General features: G+C 68.9%; 26 protein-coding genes. 11 read left to right on the top strand and 15 right to left on the bottom strand.

What is annotated here, in order from left to right; translation table 11 throughout:
• The first annotated feature begins 13 nt into the window (after positions 1–13).
• On the top strand, positions 14–199 hold the full coding sequence (locus tag ACYVK3_RS15290) for a transposase (RefSeq protein WP_460498199.1): 186 nt from the start codon (positions 14–16) through the stop codon (positions 197–199).
• A 211-nt stretch (positions 200–410) separates the two neighbouring features.
• Here ACYVK3_RS15290 and ACYVK3_RS15285 read toward each other — a convergent pair whose 3' ends face one another.
• Positions 411–881 (bottom strand): MarR family winged helix-turn-helix transcriptional regulator, encoded by a 471-nt coding sequence (locus tag ACYVK3_RS15285; protein ID WP_460498198.1) that lies wholly within the window; start codon positions 879–881, stop codon positions 411–413.
• A gap of 213 nt (positions 882–1,094) precedes the next feature.
• On the opposite strand from ACYVK3_RS15285, the gene ACYVK3_RS15280 reads away from it, so the two are divergent.
• Positions 1,095–2,279: an MFS transporter gene (locus ACYVK3_RS15280; RefSeq protein ID WP_460498197.1), complete on the top strand. Its 1,185-nt coding sequence runs from the start codon at positions 1,095–1,097 to the stop codon at positions 2,277–2,279.
• Between the two features lie 61 nt (positions 2,280–2,340).
• Here ACYVK3_RS15280 and ACYVK3_RS15275 read toward each other — a convergent pair whose 3' ends face one another.
• The 9 genes from ACYVK3_RS15275 to ACYVK3_RS15235 all read right to left on the bottom strand — a co-directional run bounded on the left by ACYVK3_RS15275 (position 2,341) and on the right by ACYVK3_RS15235 (position 8,075).
• Complete coding sequence (locus tag ACYVK3_RS15275; RefSeq protein WP_460498196.1) at positions 2,341–2,790, bottom strand: hypothetical protein; 450 nt, start codon at positions 2,788–2,790, stop codon at positions 2,341–2,343.
• Positions 2,787–3,290: a hypothetical protein gene (locus tag ACYVK3_RS15270; protein WP_460498195.1), complete on the bottom strand. Its 504-nt coding sequence runs from the start codon at positions 3,288–3,290 to the stop codon at positions 2,787–2,789. The genes ACYVK3_RS15275 and ACYVK3_RS15270 overlap by 4 nt, the downstream gene beginning before the upstream one ends.
• Positions 3,278–3,646 carry a hypothetical protein gene (locus ACYVK3_RS15265; protein ID WP_460498194.1) on the bottom strand — a complete coding sequence of 123 codons (369 nt, stop codon included), beginning with the start codon at positions 3,644–3,646 and terminating at the stop codon, positions 3,278–3,280. Before ACYVK3_RS15265 ends, ACYVK3_RS15270 begins: the two co-directional genes overlap by 13 nt.
• Positions 3,643–4,452, bottom strand: a complete 810-nt coding sequence (locus ACYVK3_RS15260) for a hypothetical protein (protein ID WP_460498193.1) — start codon at positions 4,450–4,452, stop codon at positions 3,643–3,645. Before ACYVK3_RS15260 ends, ACYVK3_RS15265 begins: the two co-directional genes overlap by 4 nt.
• A gap of 310 nt (positions 4,453–4,762) precedes the next feature.
• On the bottom strand, positions 4,763–5,206 hold the full coding sequence (locus tag ACYVK3_RS15255; protein ID WP_460498192.1) for a hypothetical protein: 444 nt from the start codon (positions 5,204–5,206) through the stop codon (positions 4,763–4,765).
• Positions 5,203–5,931 carry a hypothetical protein gene (locus ACYVK3_RS15250; protein ID WP_460498191.1) on the bottom strand — a complete coding sequence of 243 codons (729 nt, stop codon included), beginning with the start codon at positions 5,929–5,931 and terminating at the stop codon, positions 5,203–5,205. The genes ACYVK3_RS15255 and ACYVK3_RS15250 overlap by 4 nt, the downstream gene beginning before the upstream one ends.
• Positions 5,928–6,197 carry a hypothetical protein gene (locus ACYVK3_RS15245; protein ID WP_460498190.1) on the bottom strand — a complete coding sequence of 90 codons (270 nt, stop codon included), beginning with the start codon at positions 6,195–6,197 and terminating at the stop codon, positions 5,928–5,930. The genes ACYVK3_RS15250 and ACYVK3_RS15245 overlap by 4 nt, the downstream gene beginning before the upstream one ends.
• Before the next feature lie 87 nt (positions 6,198–6,284).
• Positions 6,285–7,799, bottom strand: a complete 1,515-nt coding sequence (locus ACYVK3_RS15240; protein ID WP_460498189.1) for a hypothetical protein — start codon at positions 7,797–7,799, stop codon at positions 6,285–6,287.
• Between the two features lie 129 nt (positions 7,800–7,928).
• Positions 7,929–8,075: a hypothetical protein gene (locus ACYVK3_RS15235; protein ID WP_460498188.1), complete on the bottom strand. Its 147-nt coding sequence runs from the start codon at positions 8,073–8,075 to the stop codon at positions 7,929–7,931.
• Between the two features lie 84 nt (positions 8,076–8,159).
• Between ACYVK3_RS15235 and ACYVK3_RS15230 the strand changes: the two genes are divergently transcribed.
• On the top strand, positions 8,160–9,806 hold the full coding sequence (locus ACYVK3_RS15230; RefSeq protein ID WP_460498187.1) for an ABC-F family ATP-binding cassette domain-containing protein: 1,647 nt from the start codon (positions 8,160–8,162) through the stop codon (positions 9,804–9,806).
• 10 nt (positions 9,807–9,816) lie between these two features.
• On the opposite strand, the gene ACYVK3_RS15225 is transcribed toward ACYVK3_RS15230, so the two are convergent.
• Both ACYVK3_RS15225 and ACYVK3_RS15220 read right to left on the bottom strand, forming a co-directional pair.
• On the bottom strand, positions 9,817–10,317 hold the full coding sequence (locus ACYVK3_RS15225; protein WP_460498186.1) for a DUF4395 domain-containing protein: 501 nt from the start codon (positions 10,315–10,317) through the stop codon (positions 9,817–9,819).
• Between the two features lie 58 nt (positions 10,318–10,375).
• A complete protein-coding gene (locus tag ACYVK3_RS15220; RefSeq protein WP_460498185.1) occupies positions 10,376–11,647 on the bottom strand; it encodes an outer membrane protein assembly factor BamB family protein in 1,272 nt (423 codons plus the stop codon).
• A gap of 395 nt (positions 11,648–12,042) precedes the next feature.
• On the opposite strand from ACYVK3_RS15220, the gene ACYVK3_RS15215 reads away from it, so the two are divergent.
• The gene (locus tag ACYVK3_RS15215; RefSeq protein ID WP_460498184.1) at positions 12,043–12,378 is read left to right on the top strand and encodes a hypothetical protein; all 336 of its coding nucleotides are present in this window, start codon (positions 12,043–12,045) and stop codon (positions 12,376–12,378) included.
• Positions 12,379–12,522: 144 nt separating this feature from the next.
• Here the strand turns inward: ACYVK3_RS15215 and ACYVK3_RS15210 are convergent, their stop codons facing one another.
• Both ACYVK3_RS15210 and ACYVK3_RS15205 read right to left on the bottom strand, forming a co-directional pair.
• Positions 12,523–13,350: an HAD family hydrolase gene (locus ACYVK3_RS15210; protein ID WP_460498183.1), complete on the bottom strand. Its 828-nt coding sequence runs from the start codon at positions 13,348–13,350 to the stop codon at positions 12,523–12,525.
• Positions 13,351–13,410: 60 nt separating this feature from the next.
• Entirely contained in the window at positions 13,411–14,259 is an 849-nt protein-coding gene (locus ACYVK3_RS15205; RefSeq protein ID WP_460498182.1) for an HAD family hydrolase, read from the bottom strand.
• A 115-nt stretch (positions 14,260–14,374) separates the two neighbouring features.
• Here ACYVK3_RS15205 and ACYVK3_RS15200 point away from each other — a divergent pair, with 115 nt between their 5' ends.
• A complete protein-coding gene (locus ACYVK3_RS15200) occupies positions 14,375–14,743 on the top strand; it encodes a DUF488 domain-containing protein (protein WP_460498181.1) in 369 nt (122 codons plus the stop codon).
• Positions 14,744–14,752: 9 nt separating this feature from the next.
• On the opposite strand, the gene serS is transcribed toward ACYVK3_RS15200, so the two are convergent.
• Positions 14,753–16,009 (bottom strand): serine--tRNA ligase, encoded by a 1,257-nt coding sequence (gene serS, locus ACYVK3_RS15195; RefSeq protein WP_460498180.1) that lies wholly within the window; start codon positions 16,007–16,009, stop codon positions 14,753–14,755.
• Positions 16,010–16,120: 111 nt separating this feature from the next.
• Between serS and ACYVK3_RS15190 the strand changes: the two genes are divergently transcribed.
• From ACYVK3_RS15190 to ACYVK3_RS15165, 6 genes are all read left to right on the top strand, one after another.
• Entirely contained in the window at positions 16,121–16,468 is a 348-nt protein-coding gene (locus tag ACYVK3_RS15190) for a toxin-antitoxin system YwqK family antitoxin (RefSeq protein WP_460498179.1), read from the top strand.
• A gap of 44 nt (positions 16,469–16,512) precedes the next feature.
• Positions 16,513–16,854 carry a metallopeptidase family protein gene (locus ACYVK3_RS15185; RefSeq protein ID WP_460498178.1) on the top strand — a complete coding sequence of 114 codons (342 nt, stop codon included), beginning with the start codon at positions 16,513–16,515 and terminating at the stop codon, positions 16,852–16,854.
• Positions 16,855–16,917: 63 nt separating this feature from the next.
• Positions 16,918–17,340 (top strand): TOBE domain-containing protein, encoded by a 423-nt coding sequence (locus tag ACYVK3_RS15180; protein ID WP_460498177.1) that lies wholly within the window; start codon positions 16,918–16,920, stop codon positions 17,338–17,340.
• Positions 17,337–18,095 (top strand): type 2 periplasmic-binding domain-containing protein, encoded by a 759-nt coding sequence (gene modA / locus ACYVK3_RS15175; RefSeq protein ID WP_460498176.1) that lies wholly within the window; start codon positions 17,337–17,339, stop codon positions 18,093–18,095. The genes ACYVK3_RS15180 and modA overlap by 4 nt, the downstream gene beginning before the upstream one ends.
• A 7-nt stretch (positions 18,096–18,102) precedes the next feature.
• Positions 18,103–18,903, top strand: a complete 801-nt coding sequence (locus ACYVK3_RS15170; protein WP_460498175.1) for a molybdate ABC transporter permease subunit — start codon at positions 18,103–18,105, stop codon at positions 18,901–18,903.
• Positions 18,900–19,958 carry an ABC transporter ATP-binding protein gene (locus ACYVK3_RS15165; protein WP_460498508.1) on the top strand — a complete coding sequence of 353 codons (1,059 nt, stop codon included), beginning with the start codon at positions 18,900–18,902 and terminating at the stop codon, positions 19,956–19,958. The genes ACYVK3_RS15170 and ACYVK3_RS15165 overlap by 4 nt, the downstream gene beginning before the upstream one ends.
• Positions 19,959–19,961: the final 3 nt, after the last annotated feature.

The raw sequence follows: 19,961 nt of genomic DNA, 5'->3' as shown, positions 1-19,961 counted from the left end.
CCGGAGGCTCTTTGTGTCAAGCGTACCGGTCCCCGCCGTGCTCACCGATGGCCAGTGGCGTCACCTGCGCCGCTGGCTCCCGGCTCCGACCGGCCGACCGATCACCCGATCGCGCAGGACACTGCTGGATGCGATCGCCTGGTGGGTGCGCACCGGCGCCCCTTCGAGATTCCTCCCGGCCGCCTTCGGTCCCTGCTGAGCTTCAAAATCACCGCCGGACAGCGAGAGAACCGGAAGGCGAAGGGCCGCCTCGGCGGGCGGCCCCCTGTGGATATGCGGCGGAGTAGCACGGGTCGCCGGGATCATCGGTCCGGGACCGAGAGCGGCGGTGGACGCGGTCGACGTGACGACCGCCGACACTAACGCTCTGCCCGGACTCATAGGGACGGACGCGGCGAAGGCCGAGCGGACTACGGCTCCTCGGCGGCCTCGCGAAGCAGGTGCGTGACCACCGGTGCGTCATCGCTCGCCGCGACCGCGTCGAGGCTTTCGTGAAGGACGCGAAGATATGTCGGTCGAGATTCCTCTACCTTGTCTCGTCCCGCCTGGGTGATCTGGGTGTAAACACCGCGGCGGTCGTTGGGGCAGACGTATCGCTCAGTAAGCCCGAGCTTCTCCAGGCGTCCGACCAGGCGGCTGAGCGAGCTCTGCTTGAGCGGGATCGCGTCGGCGAGGATCTGCTGGCGCAGATGGCCGTCGTCATCGGAATAGGCGAGCGCGGCGAGCGCGGCGTACTCGGACAGCGAGATGCCGTGCCCGGTGTGCAGTGCTCGGTCGACGGCCGCATCCACCTGGCCCTGCAGAGTGCGGAGCTCTTGCCAGTGCCGCTCGAGGGCGGAAGGAAGCTCGATGCGAGGGCTCCCCGCATTGATCAGTGGCATGGCCCGTCCACCTTCCCTGTCTCGATCGCGTCAACGCGACCACGCCAACTTTAACATGCACCCTCATATCTTGCATTTGCAATTAATGTACAGACGTATTATGCTCATGCATTGAAAACGGCCGCGTGACGAGCACGACGCGACCGGGCGTCGGTCGGTCACGAGGCACATCGGCGCTCATCTGCCCGAACCAAGGAAAAAGGAGCCCATGCAATGCCTCTTGCTCTCTTCGCGCTGATGGTCAGCTCATTCGGCATCGGCACCACCGAATTCGTCGTCTCCGGCCTGCTGCCGGAGATCGGCGACGAGATGAACGTGAGCCTGTCCACGGCCGGGCTCCTCATCTCCGGCTACGCGCTCGGCGTGGTGATCGGCGGCCCGATCGCCACGGCCGCAGGCACTCGACTGCCTCGCAAGAACATGCTGGTCATCCTGATGCTGCTGTTCATCGCCGGGAACGTGATCGCCGCCGTCGCACCGACGTACGGGCTGCTCATGCTCGGCCGCATCGTCTCGGCCGTCTGCCACGGAGCTTTCTTCGGCGTCGCGGCCGTCGTCGCCGCCGACCTGGTGGACGACTCCAAGCGATCCCGCGCCATCTCGATGGTCTTCACCGGTCTCACCGTGGCCAACGTGGTCGGCTCTCCCCTGGGCACCTGGATCGGGCAGGGCTTCGGCTGGCGCGCTACGTTCCTCATGATCACCGGCATCGGCCTCGTGAGCCTCCTCGGCATCATCGTGCTGGTGCCGAAGCAGCCGCGCCCAGCCGAGACCAGCCTGCACCGCGAACTCGCCGAGTTCCGCCGACTCCAGGTATGGCTGGCCGTAGCGATCGCCGGCCTGAGCATCGGCGCGCTCTTCGCCGCATACAGCTACGTCGCGCCACTGATGACCGAGGTCGCCGGGTTCTCCTCAAGTGCGCTCACGCCACTGCTCGTGCTGTTCGGCGTCGGACTGGTGATCGGCAACCTTCTCGGCGGACGTTTCGCCGACCGCGCTCAGGTGCCAACTCTGCTCGTCACCACCGCACTGCTCGCCATCGTCCTCGTCGTCTTCACCTTCACCGCACACGCCAAGATTCCCGCTGCGATCACGTTGATGCTGGTGGGCGGTGCGGGATTCGCCACCGTGCCCGCCTTCATGACGCGCGCCATCGACAACGCCTCAGGCGCACCGACACTGGCCTCCGCCGTCGCCTCGTCGGGCGCGAATCTCGGCATCTCCATCGGCGCCTTCGCCGGCGGCGTCACCATCGACGCGGGCCTGGGTTACACCTCGCCGATCTGGGTCGGGGTGATCATGGCGGTACTTGCCCTCGCCGTCACGGCCTGGTCCGGAGCACTCGGTAAATCTGCCGGGGACCGCCCGGCGCCACCCGTTCCAGCTGCTACCCGCTGACGGTTCGACTTTGCGGTCGATCCGGGCCACAGACCCCTACGGTGCAGGGATGACCAGCGCACTAGTCCCCCACCAGCCAGCGCTTCTGGAGTTGCTGGGCCCGGTCGACGACCGTGTCGAAGTCCTCTTTGATCTCCGGCTCCGAGTCGGTCAGGTAGCGCAGGACGAACCTCATGGCCGCGCGCTGGCGGACGCGTCCGACCTCGCCGAGCATCCCGGGTTCGCCCAGGAGGCCCCGGATGACGGCTTCGGCTTCGAGGAAGTTCGTCGGCGGGTACAACCCCGGTCCCGCCGCGCGCAGCTCCGCCATGAAGCGGCCGAGCTCAGCGCGGTCGGGCCGCTCGGACGCACCGAAGCGGTACGACAGGCACACGATCACGGTGGCGCACAGGAACTCGAATGCGCTCGTGTGGTCCCGTTCGGTGAACCGCGTACGAAGGCGATTCTCCCGCTCCAGGTCGCCAAAGGCCACGGCCGTGATCACGGCGCGGTGCAGTTCGTTCGGGGTCACGGCTCCCCCGCTTCGGGGCGGAGCGAACCGAACATCGAGTTCGACTCGAAGACGTCGACCACCGTCGCCCGCCCCGCCTCCTCCGCGATGTCGTACAGCCCCGCCAGCTCATCGTTCGTGCGGTAGGCCCCGACCAGTATTTGCGCCGTCGCCCACATCGAGGGCCAGTGATCGACCTGCGGGACTTCGAGGAACAGCCGCGACTCCCCGTAGAGCGAGCGGATCAGGGCCTCGGTCTTCAATGGCGAGATGCCGGGCCGCTCATCGCGGAAGCGGGCCATGAACTCTTCCAGAGCATCCCAATCCAACTCGTCTCCGAAGTGCTCCTGCGCGGCGGCCGCGAACAGGGAATGGATGAACAGCTGATGCGCCCCGAAATGCTCCGGATAGATCAACCGTTGCAGGCTGTGGGCCTCGGCCCGGTCGCCACGGAACATCGCGGTCGCGTGGCGGCGGAACACATCGCCGCGTTCGGTGTAGTCCACGGTCAGCCCTCGCATTCGCTGATGCAGGAAAGCCAGACGCGGGCGCCGGCGAGCTTCAGCGACCGGGCGTTCGCGGGGTCGAAGGCCCATGCGCGGTGGGCGTCTTCGCAGATCCACAGGTCCGGTTCACCGGCGACGAGGCCGGTCATGAAGCCGAGCAGCGGCGGCTCGACTTCGGCGAACGCGATCCACAGGCGCGGTGCGGAGGAGACGGTGCCGAAGCGGACCTCGCGGTCGGCGATCGTGTCGGCGCCGAGCACCGTGAGCCGGTCCGCCTCGGGTCGATCAGGGAGGTTCACCGGGATCGGCATGGCCTGGAGCGCGGTGAGGTAGCGGGCGTGGACGCGGCGCATTGTGGCATTGGTGATCACAGGGTGCCCCCTCCGGCGATCGGCTGTTGGGCGTCGAAGCGGCGTTCCCAAGTGGCGATGTAGGGCATCGGAGACGGGCGCGGACGCTCTTGACGCTGCATCTCATCGAGGCCGGGCACCGTGACCGGCCCGGGTTTCGTCGGTGTGGGCGCGAGCGAACGCGACGTCGGGGCGAGGCCGCAGACCACGACCCACAGGAACCAGCGGAGCAGCCGGACGAGGCGGGCGGCGAGGCTCGGCGCTTCGGGTTCGAAGTGGGCATCCCGGAACGGCTGTGAGAGTTCGAGGAAGCGACGCATGGCGTCCTCGCGCATCGGCGAGAAGCGATAGGGGTCGGAGTGGTCGGCCCAGTCGCGGTAACGGCGGTACGGGTTCGAGTTCGGGCGCTGCCGGGCGTCGGCGGCGGGCGGTGGCGGCTCGGGTTCCCGGTGTCGGTGTTGGCCCGCGCCGGGTTCCCGATTGGCGTCCGGCTCGGGCTCGGGGTCGGGGAGCTCGCCGCGACGGTGGCGTCCGGTGCGATTGTCGGGCCGCCAGCCGGGCGTGCCGAACGGGCCGGGGTCGAGCGGATCGAACGGCTTGCCGCCGATCTCAAAGGTGTCGCCCGGCCGGTGACGCAGATGCGGAGGTTCGTAGCGGGGTGAGCGCGGGTCGGACTCGGGGACGGAGGGGTCGTGGTGCGACGGGTTGTAGCGGTAGGCCCCGGGCGTGTGCGACGCCGGGCCGTCACCCGATCGGTCTGCGCTGACGAGTCTAATCGAGTGGCTGTTTTCAGGCAGCGTCGAATAGCGTATGGTCGTAGACGGCACAGAAGGTTTCCTTCCTGTGTTGGGGCCGCCCGGTGGAATCATGATTGGTAGTCGGAGACCACCGGGCGGCGTTTGCATTCTGCACTATTCGATTTTCGGAGCGGTAGCCGCATCCGTCGTAAACGAATCTGTTTGACTCGTAACCATCATGGGCCACTTATGGACTCATAGATAGGTTGTCAACATAGTGACGCAAGATCAAAGTGTCGTCAACACCGGGTCCAAAACCGTCTAGAAAATAGACGAAGATGCCTGTGGGGCAAGGCCCTTAGCCTTGCCCCACAGGCATCTTCGCTGATTCAGTTCGAGCCTAACCTTCGCTCTGCCATTGAGCCGCAAGCGTCTCGGCATCGGTAAGGTAGTCTTCGATACGAGCCTGCATCTCAGGCGATTGCCCGACTATCTTCCGGATCGCCAGGAGCTGAGTCCGGTACTGTTCTTCCGGACTGATCTCATCGAACATCTGCTCCTCGCCGAGCATCCCTCGAATCAGACCCTCGATCACAAGCTGTTTGACCGGTGGCTGCACATCGCGATAGTCATAACGCATTTCATCTGCGAATCGTTTGATCTCCGATAGGCTTTGGCCATCCCGAAATCGAACGCCCAGCGCTGCGGCGAAGAAGGCCACAACGAACATGTGGTAGTTGTTGAGCTCAGACTTCGGGATACGGTCATAAAGCACACTTGCCTCTTCCGCCTTTCCCAAGGCGGCAGCGCGCATGGTCTCACGAAACAGTGAATCTCCGGTCATGAATTGCCTTTCCACTTTCTGATCCCCCTAGCCGCCCAATCAGCTACGAGCACCGCCACAACAAAGAGGTTACCCACTGGGTTCTGAAGATCGGCCTGGGCGTGCTGAGGCGCCGTATAGGTGCTGATCGGCTCAGCAACACCCACTGTCGGGTAGTAGTTATCGGCCGGTGGATCCCACTTCACCTGCATGCTCTGGAAGGCCGGCTTACTCAGGGCGTCCAAACCGTCCTTGAAATCGCCGCTATTCCGCACGGCGCTCCGGGCGCCGCGCGCGAACGGGTTCAAGTTTTTGTCCGAGTTCGCATTCTCGTGCTCCTTCTGGAAGGGGCCGACGCTCGGGTCTTTGCCCATCAGCTGCTCACCGGTCGGATTGCGGCCGAGCCGCTCGTGCGGTGGCATTACATCCAAGCCGTCCGGGTGATGCTCCGCGAGCCTCTCGTGAGCCGAGCTTGGCGCACCCAGGCCCGTCCCGCTGATCGCCGCCTCCACTTGGAACCGAGCCTTCTCCAGGCTCCCTTCCAGCACAGTACGGCCGCTCTCGACCTGCTCCAGTTCGGCTTCCACCCGGGCCAGGCCCGCCGCTACGTCCTCGGCGCCGATCTCACTCGCCTTGGCCTTCGCGTCCTCCACGGCCTGCTTGGTCGCGGCAGCTCTCGCCGCCAAGTCCGCCACCAGCTCCTTGTCGGCGGCGACCTTCGCGAGCAACTCGCCGAGCGCGCTCACGCCTTCGACCCGCCGCCCTTGACCGCCTCGGCCGCGACCTTGGCCTCCTCGAACTGCCGCCCGAGTGCGGCACACTGAGCCACGCACTCCTCCAAGGTCTGCCTCGCAAAGCTCAGCGCGTGCCCCTCGACCTTCACTCCCAAAGCCTGAAACTGCCCCAGCAGCCCTTCGGCATGCTCCTTGCTCCCCGCGATCTGCGCAGCGATCTCCTCGACAGCCTGCTTGTCGGCCTCGATCGAGGTCAGCACGTCATCTATCAAGCTCATTGGGGGCTCGAACCTTCCGAATCGCCGAGCAGCGGTCAGTGTTCGACACGTTACTAGACTGTCCCCGGCGCTGCCGCACAGCCGGATTCAGCCCACCAGGCGCTCGAACATCGCTCGGACATCCGCATTCGAGTAGTCGGAGTCGTACTCGCTCGGCACGGAATCGATGAGGTAATACTCGTACTCGAGCTCATCGGGACACGGATCGCCGATCTCCTCGGAGTACTCCTCCACCACCTCACCCGTCCTGAGCTCGTACGCCTTCACCGTGAACCTGGAGGCGTAGAAGTCGACCTCGGCCTGGTTCGGCCCGAACGGCGACAGCAGTTGGTCCGCGCCCGGCTCGTAGTAGCACGTCTCCTGGTAGCTGCCCCGTTCCGGACCCTCGACGCATACGACCAGGGTGGTCTCGCTGAGCGTCTCGGTGTACCAGGAGTCCGGGAAACCATATTCCTCCGGATCCAGGCCGAACATCCACATGGGACTGGAACCGTCGTATGCCTCAGCCCCGCCGTATGCGGCCGGGTAGTCGCAGTACATCTCCTTGGTGAGCATGGCCGTCGCGGCGTCGTCCGCGAGCGCGTGATCGGGGTAGCGCTCCAGGAATTCCTGATACGCCGCTGCCGACTCATCCCACATCAGCGTGGCTTCCACGCAGGCGAACATCCGCTCAGGCAGCCGCTCGGCCTCCGGCGCCACTGATTCGGCCAGCGCCGCCGCCTCCCATTCCTGCGCGAGCAGCCACTCGTCGATCGTCTGGGCCTTGCACGACTCGACCGCTTCGAGATCGGCCAGGAACGACCCCACGACCTCCCTCACGCGTCCGGCTTCACCTGGCGCGGACTCGAGCGTCGCCGACAGCTGCGCGAACGCGTCCTCCACATGGTGCAAGGAGGTGCCTTCGTCCGCTATTGCCCGGTCGAACAGCAGCTCGGCGCGCATCGGGCCGGCGCCGTCCCACAGTGCGCCGGGGTGGTCGATGTACTCGGCCAGTGTTTCGGCCGCCCGCATCGAAGGTTCGCCCTGGGCCTCGAACAGCAGCTCGCAGGCCTGCCGCTGATCCTCACCGCGGGCGCTCGCGGAGCTGTAGGCGAGCTGATTGCCCAGGCTCAGCCAGCGCAGCGATCCGACTGCGCGTTCGCAATCGCCGCCGGTGTGCGCGGCCTCGGCGTCGCGCACGATCGCCCAGGTGTCGAGGCGGAACCAGCCGAAGCCGACGAGCAGCAGGCACGCTCCGGCGATCGCACGATCGCGCCATACCGTTCTCCGTCCCGCGCGGTCGGCCGGAAGCTCACGGCCGTGGTCGTGCGCGAGCCGCCAGGCGTGGACGACGGTGCCCAACCACCAGGCGATCAGCAGGAGCCGCCACACCGGCACGTGCGGGTAGAGGACGGCGAGCGCCGCCAGGGTGATCGACGCGACCAGCGTCACCATCGCCAGGCGTCGGCGGCGCATCAGCATGTAGCCGATGCCGAGCAGGCTGGCGTTGCCGAGCACGACGGAGACTCGGTCGGTCCGGTGTGCCGCGGAGCGGAGCGGTGCGGGATCGAGTTCGTCGGGGTGCTCGAGGTCTTCAGGGTTCTCGAGTTCTTCGGGGTCCACGGCGGCGCTCCTCGGTCTGGCGGGGCCGTGTCAGTTCAGCACGGACCCCGCGGGACCGGTCCCGATTTCGGGTGCGTTCAGCCGTGCGCCGGGCTGGGAGGAGCCCGGCGTGGCAGGTTCGATTGCGGCTCAGGCGACCTCGGAGAGCCAGTTGATGCCGGCCGTCAGGGCGATGACGCCCACGGCCACGAAGATGGTCAGTTCGATCCAGTCGTTCGGGGTCATGTCGCGAAGGAACCCTCTCCGCTGCTCCCCTTGGTTGGTTACTTTGCTCATGTTCCCAGGATAAATCGTCACAACGAGGTCACGGACGGCGCAAATGCCTTTGACGTCCGGGCCACACTCGCCGAGAATCGCGGCATGGGTTTCGTGGATCTCTCCGGCGTCGACTACCGCCTCTCCGACGGCACGACGCTGTTCTCGGACGTCTCGTTCCGGGTGGGAGAAGGCGCGAAGGTCGCCCTCATCGGCGCCAACGGCACCGGCAAGACCACGCTGCTCAACATCGTCACGGGCGTTCTTTCACCCGATTCGGGGACGGTCACGCACGGCGGCGGGCTCGGCGTCATGCGCCAGCTCGTCGGCATGCGGGAGAGCCACAGCCCGCTGCGAAGCCTCGCCGTGTCGCTCGCCCCGCCCCAGATTCGCATCGCGGCCGAGCGCTTCAGCGCCGCCGAGCGGCTCATGGGCGAGGACGACTCCACCGGCACCCAGCTCGACTACGCCCAGGCAATGGCCGACTGGGGCGAGATCGGCGGCTACGAGTTCGACGTCCTGTGCGACACCGTCTCGGTCTCGGTCCTCGGCTTGCCGTGGGAGCAGACCAAGGACCGGCCGCTGCGCACGCTCTCCGGCGGCGAGCAGAAGCGGTTCGCCCTCGAACTGCTGCTCAAGGGCCGCGATGAGGTCCTCGTGCTCGACGAGCCGGACAACTTCCTCGACGTGCCCGCCAAGCGCGAGCTGGAGCGCATGATCCGCGAGTCGGACAAGTCCATCCTGTTCGTCTCCCACGATCGGGAGGTGCTCGCCAACAGCGCCGAATCGATCGTCACCCTGGAGGCCGGCACCACCTGGACGCACGGCGGCGGCTTCGCGAGCTGGCACGACGCCCGCGCCGCCCGCCACGAGCGGTTCGAGGAGCTGCGGCGGCGCTGGGACGAGGAGCACCACAAGCTGCGCGAGCTCATGCTCATGTACAAGAACAAGGCCGCGTTCAACTCGGACATGGCCTCGCGCTACCGCGCCGCGCAGACGCGCCTGCGGAAGTTCGAGGAGGCCGGTCCGCCGCCCTCGCCGCCGCGGGAGCAGCACATCAAGGTCAAGCTCGAAGGCGGGCGCACCGGCAAGCGCGCGGTCATCTGCGAGCGACTGGAACTCGAAGACCTCACCTTCCCGTTCGACCTGGAGCTCTGGTACGGCGATCGCCTCGCCGTACTGGGGGCCAACGGCACCGGCAAGAGCCACTTCCTGCGACTGCTCGCGCGGGGAGGCTCCGAGCCGGAGGCCGGCCTGGCGTCGAAGCGCTCACTCGACCCGGTGGCGCACACCGGCATCGCGCGCCTGGGCGCCCGCGTCTATCCCGGCCACTTCTCGCAGACGCACGAGCATCCCGAGTTCGACGGGCACACGCTGCGCGAGATCCTCTGGGAGGGGGACGAGGACCGGCCCTCGCTCGACCGCCAGCGGGCGATGAGCGCGCTCAACCGCTACGAGCTCACCGGCCAGTCCGAGCAGGACTTCAAGACCCTGTCGGGCGGCCAGCAAGCGCGGTTCATGGTGCTGCTGCTGGAGCTGTCGGGCGCGACGTGCCTGCTGCTCGACGAGCCGACCGACAACCTCGACCTCGCCAGCGCCGAGGCCCTGGAGCAGGGCTTGAAGTCGTTCGAGGGCACCGTCATCGCCGTCACGCACGACCGCTGGTTCGCGCGCGGCTTCGACCGCTATCTGATCTTCCAGAACGACGGCGAGGTCGTGGAGTCCGACGAGCCGGTCTGGGACGTGCGCTGAGGACGGGGCGTCAGACGGACTCGGAGGCGGGCCTGCGCGCGCGGATGTCGTTGCAGGCTTCGCAGACCGCCTCGGGGATGAGGCCGACCCTGGTGAGCACGGCGAACATCTTGCAGCCGAGGCAGCAACCGAAGGCGGCTTCGAGGGTGGCGGCGACCGCGAGGGCGCCGAGGACGATCCAGCCCGCCGGATCGGCGTCGAAGCCGAACAGCAGGATCGCCGAGCTCAGCGAGAAGGCCGCGCCGATGCCTTGGGCGAATCGCTTGGGCGGTCCGGGCACCGGTCTCGGGGCCGCGGGGAGCCTGGGAGTGACGACTTTAGTGACAAGCTGACCGAGGACGCTGAAGGTCGGGCCGGCCGCGACGCGGGCGAGGAAGCCGAGGGCGATGACCGCCACCAGCCATTCCAACCGGAGGGCGATCGCGATGACGCTCATGACCACGACCCCGGCGGCGACCAGGCGCGCGGAGACCTCGTTGACCGGGTTGGGGAAGTGGAACGGGTGGCTCACGGACGGGTCCTCTGCATATCGGTCGCGGCGCGGTGGGAGGGCGTTCCCTCCTAGCGTTTCAGCCGGTCGCCAGATGGATCAGCAGGCCCCGCCTGCCGTCGGCGTCGCGGCCGTCGGCGAGCCCGTAGCCCGGGCCGACCTCGGTCAAGTCCGCCGGCAGCTCCGGGACCAGGTCGTCGCCGGTGCGGGCGTCGAGTGCCAGCGGCGGGCGCGTGTCGTTGTCGTACCGCATGTAGAGCACGCCTCGGTGGGCCGCGCTGATGTTCGTGGGCAGTTCGCGGTCGGCCCCGACCGAGTCCAGGTCCCACAACCGCTCACCGCTGGTCGAGTCGAGGGCGAGCAGCACGCTTCGCAGGCTGCCGCAGGCGATGACCGATTCCTGATCGAAGTGGCAGGTCGCTTCGGCAGTGGTGGTGAACTCGGTCACGAGCTCGCCGGTGGCCGCGTTGACGATCGCGTGCCGGTACGGGACGTCGTACTCGAAGGACTCGAAGGCCGTGAAGTGGACGAGTCCTTGTCCGAGCGATCGGCCGTCGAGGCGTTTGTCGAATCCCGTGCTCCACGAGGCTTCGCCGGTGCCGAGGTCGATCAGGGCCGCGGTCGGCTCGTCGGCGTTCGCGTTGAAGGCGGCGATGGTCTCGCCTGCGACGGTGACCGCCGTGAACTCGTCGGAAGTCCACACCGATTCCCCGGTCGAGGCGTCCAGCAGGTGCGAGCGGGTCGGATCGTTGTGGGCTCCCCATGCCAGGGCGATGCGGTCCTCGGTGGTGTCGAAGATCGTCAGGAACGCCTCGGCTCCGCCGCGCTCCCCCGCTTCGAGGTCCTGGGTCCAGGCGGCGGTGCCGTCGTCGACGTTGAAGGCCCGCACCCGGATGTTGAGGGTCTCGGCCTCGGTGCCGGTGACCGACGGGGTGTGCGTGTACGCGTGGAGGAGCGTCACCGTGTCGCCGAAGGAGGCGAAGGCGACGGTCTCACTCCCTTGCCCGGGCTGCTCGCCGATGGCGACGTCGTGTTCGAGCGGCACTTCGGCCACGGTCTCGCCGGTCGCCATGGCGACCGCGGTGACGGTGTCGCTCGCGTAGTCGTCCCCGCCGGAGTGCAGGCGGTAGAGGATGCCGTCGTCCACGTGGTGGACGTCGGCGGGTTCGACCGTGTGGACCTCGCCGAATTCGAGGGGCGGGTCGATGTCGGGCAACTGCTCGACCACGGTATCGACCTGCTCCGCCGACGGGGACTCCTCGGAGACGACGGCAGCGTCCTCATCGGACGCCGAACATCCGGCCGCGAACAGCAGGCCGCACAGGGCGAGCACCGAACTTGATCTCTTCACGGGACGATCGTGCCCGCTCCCGCTTGCCAGATGGTTGCCACGCGAGCAAGTATCGGGACGATCGCGCTCGCAGCGGTCAGGCTCCTCGCGGCCCCGGCGCATTGGCCGGTCTCGCGATCCGTCGACAACCGAGCGACAAGCGCGATCGCATACGGTTTCCACCGCGCCTTGACGACGCGCGCGAGGAAGCTGCCGCCACGCTGCATGAGTCGATGGATCGGTCGATGGAGTGGCATGGAGCCGCTCCGTTCCCGGAGGGGAACTGCTCGATCGAGCGGCGCTCCCCCGTCGACACGGCCACCGTGCCGCCGACGGGAAATGCCGCACGCGTCCTCAATGAACGCCAAGACTCAACCCGTCCGTCCCATTCATAAGAACAGAGAGCAGCACGACACATGTTGATTTGGCAAGGCAAAGGGATTCTCGCCCTCCTTCCGGCCCTCCTCTTCGGTATCTTCGCCACGTTGGCCGAGGCGGTCACGCCGCTGGAGACGACGCCCGCATGGGGCGTCGGACTGCTGCTCGGCGGCATCGCGGCAGCGGCGCTCATCTGGTGGCTGGACCGCTGGCTGGAGCGCCGCAATCCGCCGCGCACCCTGGTCGACCAGCAGAGCGGCCAGCAGGTGGTCTTCCGGCGCAGGGACACCTTCTTCTTCATCCCCATGCGGTTCTTCCCGTATGTGTACGCCGCGGCCGCGGTCGGCGGCATCGCGCTGTTCTTCACCGCGTAACCACCGCCGACTCGAAGGCCGGCAGGGGGCCGCTCCTCAATGAGCGGCCCCCTGCCGTGTCCGCGAGTCGGGGCGGGAGGCCGCCCTCCGCCCTTGAGAAAGAGAAAACCGCCTCGAAAGAGGCGGTGAGCCGTGGCTTCGCGATTAGAGCAGTTCGAGCAGCTCCTCGACGTACTGGGCCACGCCGTCCTCGTCGTTGCCCGCCGGTGCGAGCTCGTCGGCGACCTCCCTGACCCACGGGTGGGCGTGGGGCATGGCCACGGAGTGCCCCGCGCTGCGCAGCATCGGCAGGTCGTTGGTGGCGTCGCCGAAGGCCACGACGTCCGACCAGTCGATGTCGAACTTGTCGAGGACGATCTGGATGCCCGCGGCCTTGTTCACGCCGACCGGGCACACCTCCAGGATGCCCACGCCCGACTCGGTGACGGTGACCTTGTCGGTGTCCACCAGCTCCTGGGCCGCCAGCAGCAGGTCGGGGCCGTTGATGGTGTCGGAGACGAAGTAGCCCTTGACCATCGGGCCGCTGAAGGCCTCCTCGCGCGGGGCCACCTTGAGGGTGACGGCCGGCCAGGGCCAGTTGGGCATGGCGTCGCCGGTGATCTCACGGTCGGGGTCGGCCGGCTCGGCCAGGGCGCGCAGCGGCCCTACCTCGCTCTCGATGAGCCGCAGGGCCTCGTGCAGCACTTCGCCCTCGATCGAGCGGTTCGCCAGTTCGGTGATCGAGTCGTCGTAGCGGCACTCGTAGACGAACGCCCCCTGTCCGAGGACGAGGAAGTCCGCCGAAGGGACGTCGTTGCGGCACAGGTCCAGCAGGCGCGGTCCGCGGCCCGTCGCACCGACGACGATGACGCCGGAGGCGGCCAGGCGCTTGAGCGCGGCCATGCTCCGGGGCGAGACGCTCTCGTCCGAGCGGACGAGCGTGCCGTCGAGGTCCGTTGCGACGAGCCGTGGAGCTTTCGACAAGTTGATCATGCATCCTCCTTGATTGCCGAGCTTCGATCCGCCACAACAGACCGCCGGTCGCGATCGGGGTCAGAACCACCGCCGCAGCACTCGTGCGACGCCGTCCTCCCAGATGGACGGCGCCACTTCATCTGCGGCGGCACGCACCTCGGGAGCGGCCTGGCCCATCGCCACCGCGTACCCGGCCCACTCGAACATCGTCAGATCGTTGTGGGCGTCACCGAACACGACGGTGTCGGCCGATGATACGCCGTAGTACTCGGCGATGCGTGCGACTCCAGAAGCCTTGCTTACCCCGGGCGGGCCCACATCAATCCACCCGTTGAAACCGACCTCGACGTGGTACTCGGCGGGGTCGAGCGCGGCCGCGTCGGCGAGGCGCAGCGCGTTCGGGCAGCGGGAGCCGGCGCCATAGGGGTTGTCGGACGCCACGCGCGCCACGATGCGGCCGGTGGGCGCCGCGAACAGCTCGTCGACGGTGATCTCTCCGGCCCATTCGGCGTGGAAGTCCCGTTTGAAACCCTTGGTGTGGTACCAGCCTTCGAGTCCCCATTCGACGGCGAACTCGACCGAGTCGTCACTCGCGAGGAACCGCTCGACGGCGGTGCGCGTATCGACGGTCGCGCGGTGGGAGATCTCGCACAGCTCCAGGTCGTACTCGCCGGCGCCGTGGGAGGCGGAGGCGAAGCCGGCGTCGAGGCCGAGGTCGATGGCGGTGCGCACCGCGCCCCAGATCGGCCGGCCGGTGACCACCGCGACGGGCACGCCGGCGTCGCGCACGGCGCGGATCGCGTCGATCACCGCCTGGGACGGCCGCGTGGGCTCGTGGTGGTGGTAGTCGACGACGGTGCCGTCGAGGTCGACGGCAATGAGCTTCGGCGGGGTCTCCCTGAGCGGTGACGGGGCGTTATCTGACACACCACAACCGTAGCCCCACCAAGATGAACGGGAGTGGACCGAGCGGCTGAACTCACGTCGACGCAGATCAGACCAAAACTACCCACGGGGAGCGGCGGCGGCCTACGGTTCGTTTATGGCCGACATCACGATAGAACGCGTCTACGACTACCGCGACGACCCCGCGCGCAGCAGCGGTGCGGTGTTCCTGGTCGACCGGCTGTGGCCCCGGGGCGTCAGCAAGGAGGAGCTCGACGGCGTCGCATGGACGCCCGACGCCGCGCCCTCCCCCAATCTGCGGATCTGGTTCGGGCACAGCGCCGACCGGTACGACGAGTTCGCCGGCCGCTACCGCGCCGAACTCGACTCCCGGCCCGAGCACGCCGAACCGATCGTCGAGGCCGCCCGATCCGGACCGGTGACACTGCTGTACGCGGCCAAGGACCCGCAGGTCAACCACGCCTTGGTACTCAAGTCCTGGTGCGAGGACGAGCTCGGCGAATAGACCGGGCCGCTATTTCGGCTCGATGACGTCCTTGCCGACGAACGGCTGGAGCGCCTTCGGCACCGCCACCGAGCCGTCCGGGCGCTGGTGGTTCTCGAGGATCGCCACCAGCCAGCGCGTCGTCGCCAAGGTCCCGTTCAGGGTCGCGGCCACCGCGTTGCGCCCGTCCCCGTCGCGGTACTTGATGTTCAGGCGCCGCCCCTGGAACGTCGTGCAGTTCGACGTGGAGGTCAGCTCGCGGTAGCGGCCCTGGCTGGGGACCCAGGCTTCGCAGTCGAACTTGCGGGCCGCGGAGGTGCCCAGGTCGCCCGCGGCGACATCGATGACCCGGTAGGGCAGCTCCATCTTCTGCAACATCTGCTCCTCGTAGGCGAGGAAGCGCTCGTGCTCGGCCTCGGCGTCCTCGGGACGGCAGAACGCGAACATCTCCACCTTGTCGAACTGGTGGACGCGGATGATCCCGCGCGTGTCCTTGCCGTACGAGCCGGCCTCGCGACGGAAGCACGAGGACCAGGCCGCGTACCGCCTCGGCTCCGACAGCTCCCCGAGGTTCTCACCCGAGTGATAGGCCGCCAGCGGCACCTCCGAGGTGCCGACCAGGTACATCTCGTCGCGTTCGAGGTAGTAGATCTCCTCGGCGTGCTCGCCGAGGAAACCGGTGCCCTCCATGGCCTCGGGGCGAACCAGCACCGGCGGGATCATCGGCATGAAGCCGGTCTCGACGGCCTGCTGCATGGCCAGGTTCAGCATGCCGAGCTGGAGCATCGCCCCGTCGCCGGTCAGGTAGTAGAAGCGCGCGCCGGAGGTCTTCGCGCCGCGCTCGGTGTCGAGCAGGCCGAGGGCGGTACCGATCTCGAGGTGGTCGCGGACGTCCTCGGAGACGGTCCGCTCACCGACCTCGCGCAGCACGACGTAGTCGTCCTCGCCGCCGGCGGGGGCGGCGTCGGCGACCAGGTTCGGCAGGGATTTGGCGGCCGCGTCGAAGGCGGTGGCGGTGGCCGTCACGCGCGCCTCGGCCGTCTTGACCTCCTCGGCGAGGGTCTTGGTGCGGTCCAGGAGCGCCCGCTTATCCTCGGGCGCCGCCTTCGCGATCTGCTTGCCCAGGCCCTTCTGCTCGGCGCGGAGGGTCTCGAAGGACTGCAGGGCGCTGCGGTGCTCGGAGTCGGCGGACAGCAGCGCGTCGACGGCCTCCGGGGAGGCGCCGCGCTTGCGCTGGCTGTCGCGGTAGGCGTCCGGGTCGTCTCGCAGTGCACGCAGATCAATCACGCACACCAGATTACCGGCCTGTACATCGGCGCCGTCAAAGCCATATACCGGACGCGGGACGGACTGCTCCGAGCGCGGGCGTCGCGAAGGGGCCGCCCGTAGGCTGAGCGCATGGCACAGGAGCGGTTCAAGGACGGCAAGCTCTCCGGCGAAGGCGACTACGCCGACGGCGAGCGCAACGGCCCGTGGACGTTCTACTTCCGCAACGGCCGCGTCAAGGCCAAGGGAGCCTACAAGATGGGCGCGCTCGACGGCGAGTGGGTCTGGTACCGCGAGGGCGGCGGCCCGCTCCAGCGGGGCGCCTTCGTCAACGGCCTCCAGCACGGGCCTTGGCGCCGCTGGCACGCCAATGGCGAGCTGCTCGACGAGGGCGTCTACGACCACGGCGAGAAGGTCGGCGAGTGGGTGAGCTACAGCGAGGACGGCGCGGAGACGAAGCGTCGCCGCCACCGGGGCTGACCGGCCCGCCGCCGAGGCCATATCGTGGGCGTGTGGCGGTTGAGATGAGCAAGAAGGATTTCGAGGCGGCGGTGTCCGAGGCCCTGGACGAGGTGCCGCAGGAGCTGATGGCGATGCTCGACAACGTCGTCATCCTGGTCGAGGAGGAGCCGGACGGGCCCGACAAGGGCCTGCTCGGGCTCTACCAGGGGACGGCGCTGACCGACCGGGGCTGGGAGTACGGCGGAGTCCTGCCCGACACCATCACCATCTACCGGGGACCGACCCTGCGCATGTGCTCCTCGGTGGAAGAGGTGATCGAGGAGGTCGCGGTGACCGTGGTCCACGAGATCGCCCACCACTTCGGGATCGAGGAGCACCGGCTCCACGAGCTCGGCTGGGGCTGACTGCCGCAGATGCGGTGAATTCGGCGCTTTCCCTTCGCAGATGCGAGCGGTAGACTGCGTTTCGTGACGCATTTCCGAATCGGCGAGGCCGCCGGCCTGCTCGGCGTCAGCGCCGACACCCTCCGGCGCTGGATCGACGGCGGCCGGATCGCCGCCGCGCGCGACGAGCACGGCCACCGCGTGGTCGACGGCGTCGACCTGGCCGCCTTCGCCCGCTCGCGCGCCGCCGCGCCCGAGCCGGGCTCCGGCGAGTCCTCGGCGCGCAACCGCCTGCGCGGCATCGTCACCGCCATCGCCAAGGACGCCGTCATGGCCCAGGTCGACCTCCAGGCGGGCCCGTTCCGGATCGTCTCGCTCATGAGCCGCGAGGCCGTCGACGAGCTCGATCTCCAGGTCGGGTCCGTGGCCGTCGCCGTGGTCAAGTCGACGACCGTCGTCATCGAACGATCCGCCCCCGGCCCCGCCAGAGAACGGCCCCCCTCGTGAAGCCCGCCGCCGCCGTCCTGGCCGCCGCACTGCTCGCCCTGACCGCCTGCACGACCGGCGGCCGTGACGAGCCCTCCGGCGCCCTCCACGTCTTCGCCGCCGCGTCGCTGACCGAGGCGTTCGGCCGGATCGCCACCGACTTCGAGGACGCCGACCCGGGCATCGACGTCGTCCTGAACTTCGCCGGCAGCGCCTCCCTGGCCGCACAGATCGACGAGGGCGCCCCGGCCGACGTGTTCGCCTCCGCCGCGCCGACGAACATGGACGAGGTCATCCAGGAAGGACACGCGGAGGACCCGGAGGTCTTCGCCCGCAATGAGCTGACCATCGCCGTCGCCGAGGGCAATCCGCTCGGCATCGATTCGCCCGACGACCTCGCCGACCCCGAGGTCAAGGTCGCCGTGTGCGCCGAGGCCGTCCCGTGCGGAGCGGCGGCGCGGACGGCGATCGAGGCCGCGGGCGTCGACCTCACGCCCGTCACCTACGAATCCGACGTCAAGGCCGCGCTCGCGAAGCTCGCCCTCGGCGAGGTCGACGCCGCGCTGGTCTACCGCACCGACGTCAAGGCCGCCAGCGGCGGCGTCGACGGCGTCGACGGCGTGGACTTCCCCGAGTCGGCCACGGCGGTCAACGACTACTCGATCGCGGTGCTGGACGACGCACCGAACCCGTCCGCGGCGGCGGCCTTCGCCGAGTACGTACGGTCCGACGAGGCGCTCGCGGTACTCACCGCGGCGGGCTTCCAGGCGCCGTAGGCCCGCGATGCGCACCGCCGACGGCTCCCGCAGACAGCGAATCCCGCTCGCGCTGCTCGTCCCGGCACTGCTCGGCATCGCCTTCCTGGCTCTGCCGCTCGCCGGACTCCTCCTCCGCGCCCCCTGGTCGACCATGCCGCGGCGCCTGGCCGAGCCCGCGGTCCTGGAGGCCCTTCGCCTCTCCGTGGTCACCGCGACGGCCTCGACCGTGCTGTGTCTGCTGCTGGGCATCCCGCTGGCGTGGCTGCTCGCCCGCGCCGACTTCCGCGGCCGGCGCCTCGTGCGGGCCCTGGTCACCGTGCCGCTGGTGCTGCCGCCCGTGGTCGGCGGCGTGGCGCTGCTGCTCGTCTTCGGCCGCAACGGCCTCGTCGGCTCCTGGCTCGACGAGACGTTCGGAATCACGCTGCCGTTCTCCACCGCGGGCGTGGTGCTCGCGATGACGTTCGTGGCGATGCCGTTCCTGGTCGTCTCCGTCGAAGGGGCGCTCCGGGGCGCGAACACCCGATACGAGGAGGCCGCCGCGACGCTCGGCGCCGGGCGCTGGACCGTCTTCACGCGCGTGACGCTGCCCCTGGTCGCTCCCGGCGTCGCGGCCGGGGCCGTCCTGTGCTGGGCACGCGCGCTCGGCGAGTTCGGCGCGACGATCACCTTCGCCGGGAACTTCCCCGGCCGCACCCAGACGATGCCGCTGGCCGTCTACCTGGCGCTCGAGACCGATCTGGAGGCCGCGATCGTGCTCAGCCTCATCCTGCTCGCCGTGTCGGTCGCCGTCCTGGTGTGCCTGCGCGAACGCTGGACGACGCCATGAGCCCGAGCCTCGACGCCCGCATCGTGGCCGAGCGCGGCGGATTCGCGCTCGACCTGCCGCTGCGCGTCGACGCGGGCGAGACGGTGGCACTGCTGGGACCCAACGGGGCCGGCAAGACCACGGCGCTGCGGGCGCTCGCCGGGCTCCACGCGCTGAGCGGCGGCCATGTGGCCCTTGCCGGACGGGAGCTCGACCGGCCCGCGACGCAGGCGTGGGTGGCTCCCGAGCGGCGCGGCATCGGCGTCGTCTTCCAGGACTACCTGCTGTTCCCGCATCTGAGCGCGCTCGACAATGTGGCCTTCGGACCGAGGCGGCAAGGCGTGGGCCGGGCCCGGGCCCGCGAGCTGGCGGCCGACTGGCTCGCTCGCGTCGGCCTGGCGGAGCTCGCCGGGCGCAAGCCGCGGGAGCTGTCCGGCGGCCAGGCGCAGCGGGTGGCCCTGGCACGGGCGCTCGCGGTCGAGCCGACCCTGCTGCTGCTCGACGAGCCGCTCGCGGCGCTCGACGCTCGGACCCGGCTCGACACCCGGGCCGAACTGCACGGCCACCTGTCCTCGCACGCCGGGGCGGCCGTGCTGGTCACGCACGACCCGGTCGACGCCTTGGTCCTGGCCGACCGGCTCGTCGTGATCGAGGACGGCGCGGTCGTGCAGGAGGGCGACGCCGAGAGCGTCACGGCGCGGCCCCGCAGCGACTACGTCGCCAGGCTCGTCGGCCTCAACCTCTACCGCGGCCGCTCCGAGGGGCGGAGCGTCCACATCGGGGACGGCCAGGTGCTGACCGTCGCCGAGTCGCTCGACGGCGACGCGTTCGCGGCCTTCGCGCCGAGCGCGGTCGCCCTGCACGCTCATCGGCCCGACGGCAGCCCGCGCAACGTCTGGGAGGCCACGGTGACGGGCGTCCACCGGCACGGCGACAACCTGCGCGTCCAGCTCGACGGCCCCCTGCGCGCCGCCGCCGACGTCACGCCGGCCGCCGCCGCGCAGCTGGGACTGCGTTCCGGTCTGCGGGTGTGGGCCGCGGTGAAGGCCACCGAGATCCGGACCTACCCCGACTAGCGC

The sequence above is a fragment of the Glycomyces tarimensis genome (assembly GCF_054776215.1).
The sequence above is the reverse complement of the archived record's forward strand: the minus strand, read 5'-3'. Positions and strand labels throughout refer to the sequence as shown.

Coding starts and splice junctions, on each gene's coding strand:
- ACYVK3_RS15170 (WP_460498175.1), top strand. CDS start 18,103: ATGCGCACCGCCGACGGCTCCCGCAGACAGCGAATCCCGCTCGCGCTG.
- ACYVK3_RS15190 (WP_460498179.1), top strand. CDS start 16,121: ATGGCACAGGAGCGGTTCAAGGACGGCAAGCTCTCCGGCGAAGGCGAC.
- ACYVK3_RS15165 (WP_460498508.1), top strand. CDS start 18,900: ATGAGCCCGAGCCTCGACGCCCGCATCGTGGCCGAGCGCGGCGGATTC.
- ACYVK3_RS15235 (WP_460498188.1), bottom strand. CDS start 8,075: ATGAGCAAAGTAACCAACCAAGGGGAGCAGCGGAGAGGGTTCCTTCGC.
- ACYVK3_RS15200 (WP_460498181.1), top strand. CDS start 14,375: ATGGCCGACATCACGATAGAACGCGTCTACGACTACCGCGACGACCCC.
- ACYVK3_RS15245 (WP_460498190.1), bottom strand. CDS start 6,197: ATGAGCTTGATAGATGACGTGCTGACCTCGATCGAGGCCGACAAGCAG.
- ACYVK3_RS15185 (WP_460498178.1), top strand. CDS start 16,513: ATGAGCAAGAAGGATTTCGAGGCGGCGGTGTCCGAGGCCCTGGACGAG.
- ACYVK3_RS15255 (WP_460498192.1), bottom strand. CDS start 5,206: ATGACCGGAGATTCACTGTTTCGTGAGACCATGCGCGCTGCCGCCTTG.
- ACYVK3_RS15270 (WP_460498195.1), bottom strand. CDS start 3,290: ATGCGAGGGCTGACCGTGGACTACACCGAACGCGGCGATGTGTTCCGC.
- ACYVK3_RS15280 (WP_460498197.1), top strand. CDS start 1,095: ATGCCTCTTGCTCTCTTCGCGCTGATGGTCAGCTCATTCGGCATCGGC.
- ACYVK3_RS15285 (WP_460498198.1), bottom strand. CDS start 881: ATGCCACTGATCAATGCGGGGAGCCCTCGCATCGAGCTTCCTTCCGCC.
- ACYVK3_RS15210 (WP_460498183.1), bottom strand. CDS start 13,350: ATGATCAACTTGTCGAAAGCTCCACGGCTCGTCGCAACGGACCTCGAC.
- ACYVK3_RS15230 (WP_460498187.1), top strand. CDS start 8,160: ATGGGTTTCGTGGATCTCTCCGGCGTCGACTACCGCCTCTCCGACGGC.
- ACYVK3_RS15215 (WP_460498184.1), top strand. CDS start 12,043: ATGTTGATTTGGCAAGGCAAAGGGATTCTCGCCCTCCTTCCGGCCCTC.